The 15,536-nt window shown below is 57.1% G+C and carries 11 protein-coding genes, 2 pseudogenes and 1 other annotated feature; of the genes and pseudogenes, 9 read left to right on the top strand and 4 right to left on the bottom strand.

Features of this window, described 5'->3' with window-relative positions; translation table 11 throughout:
* Positions 1-570: 570 nt before the first annotated feature.
* The 3 genes from BRA471DRAFT_RS09975 to BRA471DRAFT_RS38265 all read right to left on the bottom strand — a co-directional run bounded on the left by BRA471DRAFT_RS09975 (position 571) and on the right by BRA471DRAFT_RS38265 (position 2,240).
* On the bottom strand, positions 571-729 hold the full coding sequence (locus tag BRA471DRAFT_RS09975) for a hypothetical protein (RefSeq protein WP_157234060.1): 159 nt from the start codon (positions 727-729) through the stop codon (positions 571-573).
* Between the two features lie 900 nt (positions 730-1,629).
* Positions 1,630-1,872: a hypothetical protein gene (locus BRA471DRAFT_RS09970; protein WP_007606749.1), complete on the bottom strand. Its 243-nt coding sequence runs from the start codon at positions 1,870-1,872 to the stop codon at positions 1,630-1,632.
* A gap of 20 nt (positions 1,873-1,892) precedes the next feature.
* Entirely contained in the window at positions 1,893-2,240 is a 348-nt protein-coding gene (locus tag BRA471DRAFT_RS38265; RefSeq protein ID WP_157234059.1) for a hypothetical protein, read from the bottom strand.
* Positions 2,241-2,366: 126 nt separating this feature from the next.
* On the opposite strand from BRA471DRAFT_RS38265, the gene BRA471DRAFT_RS38260 reads away from it, so the two are divergent.
* The 9 genes and pseudogenes from BRA471DRAFT_RS38260 to BRA471DRAFT_RS09925 all read left to right on the top strand — a co-directional run bounded on the left by BRA471DRAFT_RS38260 (position 2,367) and on the right by BRA471DRAFT_RS09925 (position 14,337).
* Positions 2,367-2,504, top strand: a complete 138-nt coding sequence (locus BRA471DRAFT_RS38260) for a hypothetical protein (RefSeq protein ID WP_007606747.1) — start codon at positions 2,367-2,369, stop codon at positions 2,502-2,504.
* A gap of 1,515 nt (positions 2,505-4,019) precedes the next feature.
* Entirely contained in the window at positions 4,020-4,256 is a 237-nt protein-coding gene (locus tag BRA471DRAFT_RS38255; protein ID WP_157234058.1) for a hypothetical protein, read from the top strand.
* 1,421 nt (positions 4,257-5,677) lie between these two features.
* Positions 5,678-6,909, top strand: a pseudogene (locus tag BRA471DRAFT_RS09955) (IS3 family transposase).
* Positions 5,962-6,078: a sequence feature (AL1L pseudoknot), on the top strand. It overlaps the preceding pseudogene by 117 nt.
* 1,389 nt (positions 6,910-8,298) lie before the next feature.
* The gene (locus BRA471DRAFT_RS09950; RefSeq protein WP_007606743.1) at positions 8,299-8,787 is read left to right on the top strand and encodes an FkbM family methyltransferase; all 489 of its coding nucleotides are present in this window, start codon (positions 8,299-8,301) and stop codon (positions 8,785-8,787) included.
* 544 nt (positions 8,788-9,331) lie between these two features.
* Positions 9,332-9,640 carry a hypothetical protein gene (locus BRA471DRAFT_RS09945; protein WP_007606742.1) on the top strand — a complete coding sequence of 103 codons (309 nt, stop codon included), beginning with the start codon at positions 9,332-9,334 and terminating at the stop codon, positions 9,638-9,640.
* A 487-nt stretch (positions 9,641-10,127) separates the two neighbouring features.
* Positions 10,128-12,236 (top strand): hypothetical protein, encoded by a 2,109-nt coding sequence (locus BRA471DRAFT_RS09940; protein ID WP_007606741.1) that lies wholly within the window; start codon positions 10,128-10,130, stop codon positions 12,234-12,236.
* A 31-nt stretch (positions 12,237-12,267) separates the two neighbouring features.
* Positions 12,268-13,290 (top strand): TAXI family TRAP transporter solute-binding subunit, encoded by a 1,023-nt coding sequence (locus BRA471DRAFT_RS09935; RefSeq protein ID WP_007606740.1) that lies wholly within the window; start codon positions 12,268-12,270, stop codon positions 13,288-13,290.
* Between the two features lie 185 nt (positions 13,291-13,475).
* Complete coding sequence (locus BRA471DRAFT_RS09930; protein ID WP_007606739.1) at positions 13,476-13,820, top strand: hypothetical protein; 345 nt, start codon at positions 13,476-13,478, stop codon at positions 13,818-13,820.
* A gap of 22 nt (positions 13,821-13,842) precedes the next feature.
* On the top strand, positions 13,843-14,337 hold the full coding sequence (locus BRA471DRAFT_RS09925) for a DsrE family protein (protein ID WP_007606738.1): 495 nt from the start codon (positions 13,843-13,845) through the stop codon (positions 14,335-14,337).
* Positions 14,338-14,907: 570 nt separating this feature from the next.
* Here the strand turns inward: BRA471DRAFT_RS09925 and tnpB are convergent.
* Positions 14,908-15,492, bottom strand: a pseudogene (tnpB, locus tag BRA471DRAFT_RS09920) (IS66 family insertion sequence element accessory protein TnpB); the annotation flags it as partial.
* Positions 15,493-15,536: the final 44 nt, after the last annotated feature.

Genomic DNA, 15,536 nt, shown 5'->3' with positions numbered 1-15,536 from the left:
AGCGAAGACAGGTGGATGAATAAGAAGCGCGAAGATCACAATGAAGGCGCGGAACATGATTGAGGCGCTCCTGTTTGCGCTCGAGAAGTGCGTCAGCTGACCTCAATCGGCCTTCTGAAGACGGCGCCGCTATTGCGCGTTCCAGAAGTGATTGTGCCTCGCTGCAGACCCGCTCACCAGACTGTCGTCGCCAACCAGTAAATCGACGCCTTCTCCAATATTTTGCGACCTGATGAAGTTCCTCGTCGGGTTACGCGACGACTACCCGGACGCCTAGACCGGCCTGTTCTTCGTAGCTGACCAGGGCAGCGGGCCATCTCTGCAATCTCGTCGTCAGTGCCTCAGCCATCGTATAGCTGGAGCGAAGCTTGCGCAATCGCTTAGACACCGCTGCGCTTGGTGGCGAGAGATAAGGCAGCTTGATCCGATGGACCAGCTTGCCGTCATACGCGAGCCACCGGATGCAATAATGCCTCCGAGCATGAGCTATCAATCCACGAGCAGGAATTTGAGCTTGGGGGAACTGATGCCTTTGCTGAGGAGGTTGACGAACGGGTCAACCGTTTGTCGTCACGAGAGATTGCTGGTGGACCTTTGCGTGTTGCGGCCCGCCAGCGTCTCGTCCGACAAAAACGAACTCGAGCGCAGCACCGCTTCCGACCTCCGCTTCAGAAGTTGCTCCAACTCCGCGAGCATCGCGAGCCTCTGCTCGACCTCTGCTATCGACAAAAGCTTGCTATCCTTACACAGGATCTGAGACGGCCTCTTCATCCCCACCCCCCAAGAGAATGCGGCGGAGAATGCCGATATTCATCACGACCGTCTGTGATATAGATCTCCAAACACTTTCATACGGCTATATCAGGCCGAACTGGCCAAAGCCACCCGCCTTACCCGCGAAGATGTCCACAACGCTGTGTTATGCAAAGGTTCTGCAGCGATTAGCCCACACCCAGCTTCAGGTACACCACGAAGAGCACAATGAATATCAGGAGGAAGACGAAAAACCAAACCGCGGTCTTTCAACGCTTGCGAATTCGCGATTTGGATCGTTCTCGGTATCCATAAAGACGGCTCGCTTTGGGAAAACAAGCCGCCCTCGCCTCGTAACGGGCGCGAGCAATTGTCTAATCGCCCTCTCGGTGGCAAGCGTTTCCTGATTGCAGTTTGCCACTAGAGTGCCAGCATCAGCGGAAATTTACGCACAAGCTCGAGATTGACGTAGCCGATCCACTTGTGCGGACAGAAAGCGAGAGATGCGGCATTGATCAGGCGGTCTCGTTTATTGCTTCACGCGTGCCGAGCGATCCGTCCCCCTTCGAGCTTCGCCATCAGGACCAAGATGCACGACATCGTAGACGGGTGTGTCGTTTCTCACGGCAATCCTCCAAGGTACTGAAATCGATAACAAGCAATACTGGGAGAGTATTCACGTGTGCCTCGGACGGCGCAGACTACCGCCAGTTTTATCTGGCAGCCAGGTCAAAAGGGCTGTCGCAAAGGCCACGATCAGTCCACCTCAAGGTGACGATCGGCGCGCCGCACTGATCGATCGCAAATACGGAAGGCGACGAGTAATCCGTAATTTTTCTTGAATTCGCCGTTGAGTTCGGTAATTGTCGCGAGTTCTCAACTCTCGTCTGTCATGACGCTGACGAAGCAAGTAAACTTTTCAATTACCGAACTTTGTGAACTGCGGGGCATATCATGCAGCGCCGTCTCCTTGCGACACCGCGGCTCAACTAACTTCGTCAGCTTTGCGTTTTGAGCGCCGCCGGAGTCCACGAAGTCAAAGGACCAATCGGCCAAGCAGGCTTCAAGGCCCATGCACATGGAACACACAGACTTCCAGTACTCTGCGGCTTCTTCCACGAGCATCTCCAATTGCGCGTTTAGCTAGGCTGGTGATTATGGACCATGACTTTCGCCGAGAACGCCTCAGGACCGTACGAGACCTTGCTGAGAAGGCGGTCCCCTTGAAGAAGGGGCTTCTTTAGCTGGCGCGTCACTAGAGCAGTGCCTTGCTGTCCATGCAAATGAAAACGCGCCAGGGCAATATTCACGATCGGTGCGAGAATAGTCATCCAGCTTTCAGCATCGGAGTCGATGTCATGACATTTGATCAGCGGTCCTACGATCGAATCCTTCGTCCTCCTTGCATCAAGGCAGCGTTGATCTACCTGGGATTTTAAGATTTGCCCAAGGACGTGCCCTTGGCAGAAGTTGCCGGCACGGCTCAATTCACGCCCCCTTAACAGCGGGCCTCAGCTTTCCTCGAGCTCAAGCCCCACTCGTGAGCGGGCCGCTGAAACTTGACGGGGAGATCGTCCGTAGCTGGCACCATGCGCAATGGAAAGAGCCGCAGCATGGAGACTTTTGAAAAGCTGCCGCTCGACGAACTGCTGCGCCTGCGGCGCGCTGTGCGGGCCTTGATAGAGAAGGAACTCGAGCGAAGGATAGAAGACGCAGCGGTAAAGCAGAAAGCAAGACGCCGGCTGAACTAAGGGCAGCTTTGATGCGGCCGTTCCGGTTCCCGGTTCGGGGCCGACGCCCGGACGACACGATCTAATTGTGCCTCGGGGTCGCTTGCACTCCCGTCGCTATTGCGGTTCAATGAGCGGATTTCATCCAACCGGCTTTTTAAATGTGCATACATCTTACCGAGTTTGACGCTGCGATTATCGCCGAGTTACCGCGACTGTGGCGACGACGCTTCGCCAGCGAACTGAAGCGACTTTGTCTGTTGTCGGCGCTCGTTGGCGGCTTGACCGGAGCCGCGGAAGCGCAAACCAGTCTGCAGTTGCGCCCGCATTCTGCATGGGATGGACTGGGGCCCGACCCAGACGCCGCTCAGTCGGTCTCTCGCTTCACGACTGAACGTCGCTCCGCGAGACAGAAGTCGAAAGGTCCGCTCAATTCCACCGGCGAACAGCCGCCCTCCGTGGCGTCGCCCGATCGTTCTCGGAGACCTGATTCTTTCGAGGAGTCCGTCGAACAGGATCAGGAAAATCGTCAACTCAAGCGGGCAACGGAAATCTGCAAGCGCTGTTGACGCGAACTTCCCGGTCCATCGGGTAAAAGCCCGCGTTTGCCATCGGCATTATCCGGCAAGCTAACGTGGAGAAGTTTATGATGCAACAATCGATGCGCTTGCGTGCGTTGCGTGACATCAATGCCCAGCCCCGGGACTCGGTGCGAGTGTGGGGACAATGCCGCCAATTTGTCAAAACATTCTGCATGAGAAACGTTGAGTGAGCTGCAGAGTCCGCGTTAGTCCTTGTACAGCTCGATCGCTTCCTCCTTGAGACAGTCAGCAAAGCTAGACGCCGAGGGGGGCCGGCCCTTTGTCCTTGATCCCGCGCGACACATTGAACAAAGCGTAAGCAGAACTACTGTTCTTGCAGACGAGGCTGCGCATCTGGTCGTTTACGTCAGGCCGGTCCCCGAACACCCGACTCGCCGTTAGTTCTTGAAAGCGGTCGCAGCGCAGGCAACCTGGCTATCTGCATCCTTAGCGGATGTTGCACTTACCCAGATCTGCGAAACTGCAACCGCCAGGCACATCGTCCTCATGGCGCCATACTCGCTGCAGGGCACATTGCCACCAAGCTCTGCCGCTTGGCCGTTTCCGTAGGGCTCCCGAAGCATGCGGAATAGTTCCGTCGTGATGAGAGCACGGAGGCGATGCGACTGGCTAAAAACGGCACAAAGTGTTGACTGCAACCTACCACCGCAACGTTCTTCGATACGAACCAGAGCGCTGGAGGTTAACGCCGCATCCACACGTTGAATGACATCTGCGAAGAACAGTGCTGGGCCGCCGAGCTGCAGTTGGCTTCTTCGCCAACCCCTAAGACGTGCTCGTCGCCTTTGTTGAGTTGCTCCCGTACGAAGAACTCAAGGGCGGCACACCAAACAACCACTCCTCAAGATGCTGAATGACGCGAGGAACAATGTCCTTCAGAGTCGGTTAGTACGCTATTCTGGGTGTTGACATGCACGTCTGCAAGATAATGTACATGGTGACGATCGCCACCCTTGCCGGTACCTCTGTCATGGTTGCCGGCAGCGGAAGTCAGGCGGCTGGCGCAGTTAAGCAAGAGCGCTCAAATGTCGTTAAACAGCATGTCTTCATCGTTCGCCAACCGTTTCCAATCCAAGGGGATCCCGCACCTCCTGTGGCGCCTGTCGGCGTTGCGGGTCCAAGTTCCAAGATCAATTCGCGAATAGACAGCAAGATTTACAGCCGATTTTGAAGCGTAGCCCACCCCCGTTCTGTCCGACCGGGGTTACGAAATCAACGGGGCATGCGAGTTTTCATTGCCTCCACCCGCTTGCGATCCTCCGAAGCAGCACACGCGCGTGGAGCGAGGCTTTTTCGCCCGCTAAACAAGGTCGTACAAATTGCCCGCGGCGTTGGAGAGTGCTCGGATCTCCCTGAAGAAAGCTGCCAAGGTTTGTTCGCGACACGGCACGGGCACTAGTCGATGCGGGTCGGATCACATGCCCCCTTATATCCACGCCATTTCCAGCCCGAGCACGGAATTAAGCCCCCGGCATCGCAGCTGCTGCATCTGGCTTAACAAGTTCCAGAACCGCATGGGCCCGTCGCCTTGATAAGCCTGCGAGATCACTGTTCATACCAGAGCATCTATTTTCAGCTACATACGAAGCTGCTAAGCTTATCCAACGACCATTTTAAATAGAAGTCATATTAACCTGACGGACGTTTCCGTCGTTCCAATTGCTCTGCCGAGTTTGGCGTGTCGTGCAAGAGCTAGCCAGCGAGCGTCCCGCCCAAAAGAAATGGTATTGAATTTAACCGTGTGCCGTCACCTTAATTTCATAACACGATTGCCGAGTTTACGTGGAGACGCCATCATTGTTGGCGTCAGTCGCCTCAACATTTTGGGGCGCAATTTCCATGACCGGTCCATTGGACGCCAGTGGATGCTGGCCGACGAGCTACCAATTCCCTTGCGGCAGGGGGAAAACTTATTTGGGCATCGCAACGCGCTTTGAGGTACGATTTCAATGGAAAGTCATTATCCGGGCTGGACGCCGACCGACGATGCGCGATTTAGGCGTATGGTCGAGAATGGTGCGTCGGAAAATGAAATCGCACTTGCGCTAAGGAGGACTCCTCAACAACTGCGACGACGAGGCTACGATCTTGGCCTGCCGCTAAAATGGTTCAAACAGTTTCGTGCGATTGGCCAGAGCGAACGGTTGCCTTGAGACGACGGACTAGTCAGGCCAGCATAGTTCAAGATGTCAGCTATGGAGGATGCTTATTACTTCGTTTGGGTGCTCGACCAATGCGGCAATGCCTGCCCTCAGATTTGGGCCGGAGATCAATTTGATCGAGCCGATTGGCAATTGAAGCATGTCGTGAACAAACGCCAGATCCGAGCGGTCGAGCGCGCGATGTCGCTCAACAGCCTCGCTGCTCGATACCCACTATCTTGATAACTGTGCACGCTCTATTCGCTTTCTAGGAAGCAGCTTGCGAACTTCGAAATCAAGGCTTGCGGGTCAGTAGAACCAATTGGGATCAGAGCGACCGAGCCCGGCCGATACAAGTGTAGCACCTGACGGTTACTCGGACGATATCGAGGTATGGAGACTGAACCGTCCCGGGTTTGCCGGAGGCTCCAACTCCTGAGAGGATGGAGCCATGACGAGCAAGACGACAAACAAGTTTTCACCCGAGGTCCGGACCCGAGCGGTTCGGATGGTTCTGGATCACGCCAGCAAGCACCCGTCACGCTGGGCGGCAGTGATGTCAATCGCGGCCAAGATCGGCTGCACACCGCAGACGCTGCATGACTGGGTCAAGAAGGCCGAGGTCGATAGCGGGCAGCGGGCCGGCGTTCCGACCGACACGGCCGAGAGGCTGAAGGCTCTCGAACGAGAGAACCGCGAGCTTCGGCAGGCCAATGAGATTTTGCGCAAAGCAAGCGCCTATTTTGCGATGGCGGAGCTCGACCGCCCGTCCAAGCCATGATTGCCTTTATCGAGGATCATCGTGGGGCGCATGGGGTCGAGCCGATCTGCAAGGTGCTGCCGATCGCCCCCTCGACCTATCACGCCCATGTGGCCAAGCGGCGGGATCCCGCCAGGCTGTCGGCGCGTGCCCGGCAGGATGCTGCGCTGAAGATCGAGGTCCGGCGCGTCTTCGATCAGAACTTCGGCGTGTACGGCGTGCGCAAGGTCCGGCGGCAGCTCAAGCGTGCAGGCTTCGATGTTGCCCGTTGTACCATGGCGCGACTGATGCGGGACATGGGTTTACAAGGTGTCATCCGCGGCAAACCGGTCAAGACCACGATCAGCGACAAGGCCGCGCCATGCCCGCTGGATCACGTCAACCGCCAGTTCAAGGCGCCAAGGCCGAACGTTCTCTGGTTCTCCGACTTCACCTATGTCGCGACATGGACCGGCTTCGTCTACGTCGCCTTCGTGATCGACGCCTATGCTCGCAGGATCGTGGGCTGACGAGCCTCGCGCACGGCGCATGCAGGCTTCGTGCTCGATGCGCTGGAGCAGGCCCTGCATGATCGACGGCCGGTCCATCGTGGCGGGCTCGTGCACCACAGCGACAGGGGCAGCCAATACGTATCCATTAAGTACACCGAGCGCTTGGCTGAAGCTGGCGTGGAGCCTTCTGTCGGCAGCGTCGGAGATTCCTACGACAACGCTCTCGCCGAAACCATCAACGGCCTCTACAAGGCTGAGGTGATCCATCGGCGCGGGCCATGGCGAAACTTCGAGGCCGTCGAGTTCGCGACCCTGGAATGGGTCGATTGGTTCAACAACCGGCGGCTCCTGGAGCCCATCGGCAACATCCCGCCGGCCGAAGCCGAGCAACGCTACTACGCCATGCTGGAACACCCCGCCATGGCGGCATAACTTAAACCAAGTGGCCTCCGGCAAACCCGGGGCGGTTCAAAATCACTCAGTTTCCATCTGCGTATTTGGAGGTGCTTCACCTTGCTGTACTATCGGCTCGAGCCGATCACACCCAACAGGGTGAGCGCATTGGAAGGAATTGAAATCAGCGCTGGAGCTCTCCGACCTCATTCACCAAGTTGTCGGCTATCCTGGATTCGACGTCGTTGTGCATCGCAATCAGCCAGTGGCTGGCGGCCTACCGTCTTATCAGCGCCTGGAAGCCCGATCATCTTCCAACGCCACGCCGAAGAGATCGCCGATCGGACGCGAACGAAATGCGATCTCGCAGGCTGAAGTGCTCGACCAATCCAGATCGACATCCTGGACAACCTTGGAGCCCGACGAAGTCGTTGTAACGCCAGGCCAACTCGCAGCGAACCGCAATAAGATTCCCTCGACTTCGAGGTCAAACTTGAAGGGAGTGACTTTGGCCCCACCGGGCCAGAGACCAAACCCTCCGGCCGAGGCATCGCGCAGGCGGCAACGCTTTGAAAACACCAATGGACCGAGCGTGGCGATCGCAATCCGATTGATCCAGCATGGGTTTTGAGCTCGCCGCTATAGCACTCGCAGCCCTCCAACATTGAGCAGGGTCGCCACCAAGCGAGCGCCTCCCACCGCCAACACGCCACTACAGAGAATGCTTGCGGCCTTCGCGACCATCAACAATGCTCAGACGCCTTTTCGGCAGTCGGCGTAGAAAGTCGGATCATCGTCCCGACTAACTCAGCCTTGAGCTTTATCGCTTTGGAGAAGCACCGCGCGAAATGACGGATTTCACTCGTTGCAGGGTATGTGCAAATCCTGCCTGCATTTGCTGCTCATGCGCCTGATCTCTCGGCGCCGATAGAAAGGACACTTTGACAAGCATGCGATTGAGGAGCGACACGACGACGAGATTCTCGGAATGTTGCGAACGCAGCTCCGTGAGCCTGCGACGCATCTCAAATGGATCCAGCGTTGCCTCACTGGTGTTTTGCGACGTCTTCAAACGTTAAACTCAACGATAATATTGCAACGCGGCCGAAGCGGACGGTGGCAGCGGGCCCTGCTTTGGCAAGCTCGGACGAACGAGACAAAGGAGGTGTACGGTCGACCTAGCGTAGCTCGTTGAATGCCGGCAGCAACCAAAGCTGCAAATTAAGCTCGATAGCCGCGACCCGGGTTAATTGGAAACCTACATTCGCCGGCCCGCACATCTTATTGTCAGCCGGTTGCTGGAGGTATAACTGTTATCAAGCTGAGAGCCTGCGGGTAAGGCTCTTGTAAGGCAGAGGCACTAAAATAGCCGGTCGGAGATATTTAGAAATAATACGTAAGAGCCATTGGCGGACCCGGACTATACCGATGTCCATTCTGCATCGTATCTGGACCAACCTCAAAGACCTCGTTCGGTATGGTCCGCGCTTCCTTATGCGCCGCGCCCCACGGCTTACCGGCGCAGAAACGGTCAAAATCTACGTCTCTGGTCAAGCGATTCACGTCAGAGTCGGCGACTCTGACATCGATACCGTTCGAGATGTCTTCGGCTCTCATCAGTACGACATCTCTCATTCGATCCCGATTGTCGAGGACCGTGTCAACCGTCGATACGAAGAGATTATTGCCTCCGGCAGAACTCCGGTCGTCGTGGACGCCGGCGCAAATATTGGCGCAGCATCGCTCTGGTTCAAGAAGCAATTTCCGGCCAGCATCGTTGTCGCTGTGGAGCCAGACCCCGAGAACTTCCGGATTCTGACGAAGAACGCAGAACTGACCGATAAGATCATTCCCGTTCGAGCGGCAATCGGAGCCGAGGCTGGTTTTGTCCACGTCCTCGAAGGCGAACTGGGCTAGGCATCCCGCGTAGAGCGTTCATCGAGCGGCCTGCCTATCGTTACGATGCGAAATGCCTTTGATCACGCCCCCAATGGGGTGCCTTTCATAGCGAAGATAGATGTCGAAGGCTTCGAAAAGGATCTTTTCTCGAACAACACTGAATGGCTCGCAGACGTCTTCGTCGTACATATTGAGCCCCGCGACTGGATGCTGCCGGGCGCCGGCTCAAGCTTCACGTTTCAAAGGGCCCTGGCTGCCTACGCCTTCGAGATTTTTATCACTGGAGATACTGACCTACATAAAGCTCCTTTAGCACCGCACCGGCCGACTTCTCGATTGTCGTTGTTGGGCGCGGCAGGTCGACACGCCCTTTCCCAGACGACGAGGCCAGCATCAGCCCGTTTTGCTAAGGCAAGGTCCGTCCAATGCCGACCGGACCGCACCTCCCCAGCAGTCGGAGAGCGGCCGGCTTCCCAAAAATCCCCGCGTAGGCGGAGCAAGGCACATCTGGCTTTTGTCCGGGAACAGCCGTGCCGCTCACTCAGACCGGAGGTTTGACCCGATGAACGGTTCGGTTCGCGGTGTCCGTCAGCTTCATGCGCGCAGTACCCGTCGCATTCGAGCGTTAGGCACTTCGCATCAACTCTTGCCTGGTGAAAGCGGCGAGCAAGACGAAGCTCCCCAATCGCCCATCACCGGCTCCTCGCGTTTGAAGTCGTCAAGCTCTCGGAGCCGCAACATTATCGCCTTTCGCCAGACGCTTCTCGAAGTGTTTCGCCAGAAAGCAATAGAGGCGGCCCTCAAGCGGGTCGACGCCGCGCCGACTTTCAAAGAGGGCGCCGAACTTCACACGGCGAACTCAAGGAGATAAACCGCTGTAGCCGCGCCAACACCGCAACCGCAGCTTCGATCACCGTCCGCATGAAAGGACCAGACGAACCAAGTTACGTAAGCGAACCACGCTTCCGCACTTCGCGCCAAGTTCCCTCAGCTCGACACAATCCGGTCGCTCCGATCGTCAGTTGAGATCTTGTCCATTCCTACATAGCTGCCCTCAAGGGACTTGGTCAGCGATCCGCCAACTACGCAGGCACGAATAATTTCTATCCTTCCGAATAATAAAAATTAAATCGACCGCAGATTTATCTAGCAAAAAGTGTTATCTTACAATAATCTAAGGAAAATTATGTTGAACGCAGAAATTATGATGTTCCCACTCTAGCAGCGAATGTTCGTTGTCGAGACGTCGCTCACACGACTTTATACTTTGTGTAAGGCGGCCCTGCAAAGCGGCTGACAAAAGATTGAACCGCCTCCATTAGCCTCGCCTTCCAAGCGAGGACGTTCGCGGAGTCTCGATGACGAAAGTAGGCTTCAATTTCGCCATGAATGAGCAGTCGCAACACGCCTCTGCTCCAATCGCGCGACGCCTTCCGGACCTGCAAGATGGGAGCGAGTTTGAGGACGATGTTGGTGTGTCGAGACCGATCAGAACTCTCATCCCGCGATTGGTGCTCATTGCATTTTCAGCAGTAGTCTGTGTGATGTTAGCTCTCGCCTTTGTCGAAGATGGGACGGAAACAAAGAGCAAGCCTCAACCCATCGCCGCAAAATCCGCGGCGGGTGGACGAAATGGGGTCCCAACCGACGATCTGGACGCCACACGCTTGATTGAAGCGCTCACAAACGAATTGGCCGCCACGCGTCGTGAGCTAAGCACTAAAGCTGCTCAGTTGCGCGAGGCCGGCGATGACGCGGCAGAATCCAGGAAGACTGCCGAAACAACAGCCCTCGCTTTGCAGGAAGAACGCAAGCAGACTGCCTCACACATGAGTATGCTGGCAGCTGCCCGGCGCGATCTCGACGCCAGGGCGATCGACTCCGGCAAGACCGGAGTTGAGGCCATTGAACTTAGAAAGACTGCCGAGGCCACAACCTTTGCTCTGCAGGAAGAGCGAAAGCGGACGACCTCGCTCGTCAACGATTTGGCGGCTGCGCGCCGCAACCTAGAGATATCTGTCGTCCATTCTGCCAAGGCTGGAGACGAAATAGTCGATCTGAGAAAGACCGCCGAGACCGCATCCATAACTCTGCAAGAAGAACGCAAGCGCACCGCATCGCTCACAAGCGATCTAGCAGCCGCACGCCGTGACCTGGAGGCCAAGTCTCTCCAATCCAGCAAGATCGGAGAGGACACGGCGGACTGGAGAAAGACCGCTGACGCGACAAGCGCGGCGCTAGAGGACGAGCGCAAGCGAACAGCTTCGCTCATGAACGATCTGGCTGCGGCGCGGCGCGATCTGGACGCCAAGACGGTCGAAATCGGCAAGGCGGGTGCAGAGACGGTGGAAGCCAGAAAGGCCGCCGAGGCTACGACTGAAGCTCTCCAGGAAGAGCGCAAGCGGACCGTTTCGCTCGTGGGCGAGTTGGCGGCGGCACGCAGCGACCTGGATGCCAGGGGCCGGCAATCCGACAAAACCGGGGAAAACACCGCGGACCTGCGAAAGACCGCTGACGCTGCGAACGTGGTCTTGCAAGATGAACGTAAGCGGTCTGCCTCGCTCAAAAGCGATTTGGAGGCCGCACGCCGCGACCTGGATACCAAGATCGCTCAATCCAAGGGAGCAGAAGAGGAACTGAGAAGGTCCGCTGAGACTGCGAACGCGGCCCTGCAGAATGAGCGCAAGCGAACTGCCTCGCTCGCAACCGACTTGGCATCCGCACGCCGCGACCTCGACGCCAAGGCCAGTCAATTCAACAAGGCCAAAGAAGAGGCAGCCGAAGTAGAAAAGGCTGCAGACAATACGAGCGTTGCCCTGCAGGAAGAACACAAACGAGCGACGAAACTCGCGGGCGACTTGACGACTGCACGCCGCGACTTGGACATTCAAACGGCTCGATCCGGCAAGATCGAATTGGAAACGGCGGAGCTGAGGAAAGCCGCTGACGCAACGAGCGCCGCCCTGCAAGAAGAGCGCAAGAAGACGACTGCGGTCACGGCTGAACTCGCGAGCGTGCGCAATGCCTCGGCCAGGGTCACTCAACCAGACCAACCCAGAGCTCCTGCTGCCGAAGCGCACAAGACGATCGATGCGACCGCGCAGTCCAAAGAAGGCACAACAACGACTGCGGACGCAGACGCCGCCAGAAAGCCGATATCACCCCCCTTACCGCAGCGAGCGCCTCTCGATCAAAACCCTGAAATCGCTCATTTGGTCGAACGAGCCGACTCTTTCCTCGCCCGAGGCGACATCAATAGCGCTCGCGGGTTCCTCCAGCGCGCCGTTGAATTGGGAAGCGCCAAAGCCAGCTTTGTCCTGGCGCAGACCTATGACCCTCGCGTCCTGTTGCGTTGGAACGTCTACGGAACGCGAGCCGACATTGCGAGGGCGCGTGAACATTATGCACGGGCTCTCTCCGGTGGAATTTCCGAGGCCAAGACTGCTCTTGATTCATTACGTCAGTGACATTTCTTGATGGTATATGTGTGAGGCTACGATGCGTCTTTGCGTAAAGCTACTGCTTGTTCGGATGACGACTGCGCTGACTTTGGTCTTTGCTACCGAATTGGTCCATGCTCAGGCCCCTTCTCCGCCCCTAGTAAAGCAAGCGACATCGGCGCAGAAGGCACAAAAGGACAGCATGAACGCTTGGACCCTTGGCTTGGCCGCAGGCCTACTCGAGGGGGCCCCGATACGCTTCGCTACTGAGATCGCACGAGTCGTCGACGACGGTCATAACATGATCGTTCTGCCCATCGTCACGCGAGGACCGGTGGAAAATCTCAACGACCTCCTCTATCTGCGCGGCGTCGACCTAGCAATTGTCAATCTCGATGCGCTTGAAGAATACAAGGCGCAGGTACCTGACATCCAAAATCGCGTGACTTACCTGCTAAGCCTCTTCCCGTCGGAACTGCACATCTTCGTTCGGCCGGAAATCAAGAGTCTGCAGGATCTTGCCGGCAAGAAAGTCAACTTCAACACCAAAGGGACGGCCGCCGCTTACACCGGCCCATTGATTTTCAGCCGTCTCGGCATCGATGTGGAGAAGACATTCATTCCGCATCAGGTCGCTCTGGAGCAGATGCGCCAGGGAGATGTTGCGGGCGTGGTCTTCATAACTTCCAAACCGGTAGACGCCTTTGCACGAGGACGCTGGGAACCCGGCTACAAGTTCCTTCCGGTCGTTTACGACACCAAATTCGAAGACTACTATCTTCCGTCAACACTCGAGCCCAGCGACTATCCAGCCCTCATCAAAGAGGGCGAACGAGTGTCGACGATCGCAGTTCCGACCGTACTGCTTTCATTCAATTGGCCAAAGAATTCAAACCGCTACGATCGCGTTGCCCGCTTCGTTGACTACCTTTTCTCACGAATGGAAAAGCTGCAGGGCATTGGCTTCGATCCCAAGTGGAAGTCGATAAATATCGGAGCAAACGTCCCGGGCCTCGCAAGATCACCTGCTGCAAAAGCCTGGCTGGATCGTCAGCCGCGTGCAAAGCAGGTGTCGCAATGAACCACGCCGGGCTTCCCTTGCTGCTGATATCCTTGTGGTTAGGAAGCGGAGGTGCGTCGGGCCAGCCCCTGCAATCGCCCCCCGTAGCGGGAAATTGGATCATCAGCGAAACGACATCGCCAATCGACTATTCGCCGATCGTCATAGCAAACACAAAGTCAAAGCAAAATGCAGGCGCCCCTCGAATGGAGCTCTTCATCTATTGCCGCGGCGGCAACACCTTTCTTGTTGTCGGTGGTCAGAGTGTCTCCCCGCGTGCCGACACCTACGAACTTTCGTATTCCGTAAACGGTAGCAGTCCCGCCCATGCCGGAGTGGGATCATCGCTCTTCGGCGGTATCGCCATGCCCGGTGAGATCGTGAGCTTGCTGCAAACGCTTCCTGGCGAAGGCGAGATACGGATTCGACTCACGACGCGATCGGGGGACACTCGCGAGGGAATTTTTCAGTTGGACGGGCTGAAAGTCGCAAGAAGCAAGTTGGCCAAAGCATGCAACTGGCCGCCCATCAACGCTAAGCTGCACAATTGATTATTCAGAGAGGACATTTCCCATGTTTACTTTTGCAACCGCAATTCAAGCCGTAGCCGCGATTGCTTTACTGGTGACGGCGCCCGCCCTGGCAAAGAGCACCAGCGTCAAGCCGTCAGCGACCTCAAAGCAAAGCACGTCTGCCAAGACGCAGCATCGGCTCATTTTGCAGGTCAACAGCAACGATCCAGCGATGATGAACCTGGCGCTCAACAATGCAGCCAATGTCGTCCAATATTACAGGGAGCTTGGCCAGTCGGTTTCGATCGAAGTTGTTACGTTTGGACCGGGCTTGCACATGTTGCGGGACGACACTTCTCCCGTGAAAGCGCGAATCGAAACGCTGGCGTTGAGTACACCTGAGATTTCGTTCAAGGCGTGTGGCAACACCAAGCAGAATATGAGCAAGGCGGAGAACAAGGACATCCCGCTCATCCCCCAGGCGCAACTTGTGAGCTCCGGCGTCACTCGCATCATGGAGCTGCAGGAGCAGGGCTGGTCGTATGTAAAGCCGTAAACCGACAAGAAATCGCAGCGATTCCGACCACCCGGATCGAGGCTGCGACCGGCTAGATCCGCCTCCCAGCCTTGCGCCCATGCATCCGGGGATTGGATCTCCTCGCACCTGCTAGTCTGCGCAGCAAAGGAAATCGGCTCGCCGGACGAGATGAGTACGCGTTGACCTAGGCTCCCCGCCGCTACGCACTTTCTACCCTGGTTGGGACTGCAGGCGAGACGATTTAGACGCCTCGGACGCCGTCATGGGCTCTCCTGGACCGACCGGGCCACGGACCGCCGCTGGCGCTATAAGGCCGCCAGAGCGGTCCTAAGCCAAACCTGCCGTCTTGGATCACGAAAGTCGAGGATCTGAGCGAGCAAGTCAGCTACGGCCCTTAGAAGGGGACGACGCCCCGCTGGCTTGGACCAAAACCAGCCTTCCCCTCAAGAATTCGCTGATGGAGCTAGACGCACGAAAAATGGACGCAGGGTGCACAACGTCAGAACTACGGCACGTATACGCCGAAGACCGCCTGATGACGCGTGCGCGCTGGCACGGCGAGCTATATGTGTTGGCGTTGGGTGAAGGTCAGGCGGCTTGCTGATCGTCGGATTTGCCGGCTTGGTGCAGGAGCTTCCATTCCCAGGGCAGCAGTTCGTGCAGCCGCGATGCGGGAAGATCGGCGATACGGGCGAGGACGTCGGCAAGCCAGGCTCTTGGATCGACGTCATTGAGACGACACGTCGTGATCATCGTCAGCATGATGGCGGCACGGTCGGCACCACGCTGGCTACCAGCGAAGGTCCAGTTGCGCCGTCCCAAGGCGATGCCTCTCAAGGCGCGTTCAGCGCAATTGTTAGTCAAGCAGATCCTGCCGTCGTCGAGGAAGCGGGCGAAACCCTCCCAGCGCCTGATCATGTAGTTGATCGGCTTCAGGACCTCGGACGAGCGCGAGAGGGTTTCGCGCTCGCGCAGCAGCCAGGCGTGCATGTCGTCGAGAAGCGGCTTGCTCTGTTCGCGGAAGACGCCTTCCTCGAGCCGCTTGGCGAACAGGCACAAACCCGTACCATCCCAGAAGATCAGCTTGATCCGGTCCGCGCGCTTGGCACGGAACACATAAATACCACCCGAGAACGGATCGGCCTTCATGTGCTCGCGTACGAACATAGCAAGCCCATTCCCTTGCGGAAGTCGACTAGCTTGGTTGCCACCATCAC

Source organism: Bradyrhizobium sp. WSM471 (genome assembly GCF_000244915.1).
In the GTDB taxonomy this organism is placed as follows: domain Bacteria; phylum Pseudomonadota; class Alphaproteobacteria; order Rhizobiales; family Xanthobacteraceae; genus Bradyrhizobium.
Note: the sequence above shows the minus strand (reverse complement) of the source record. Positions and strands in the feature narration are given on the sequence as shown.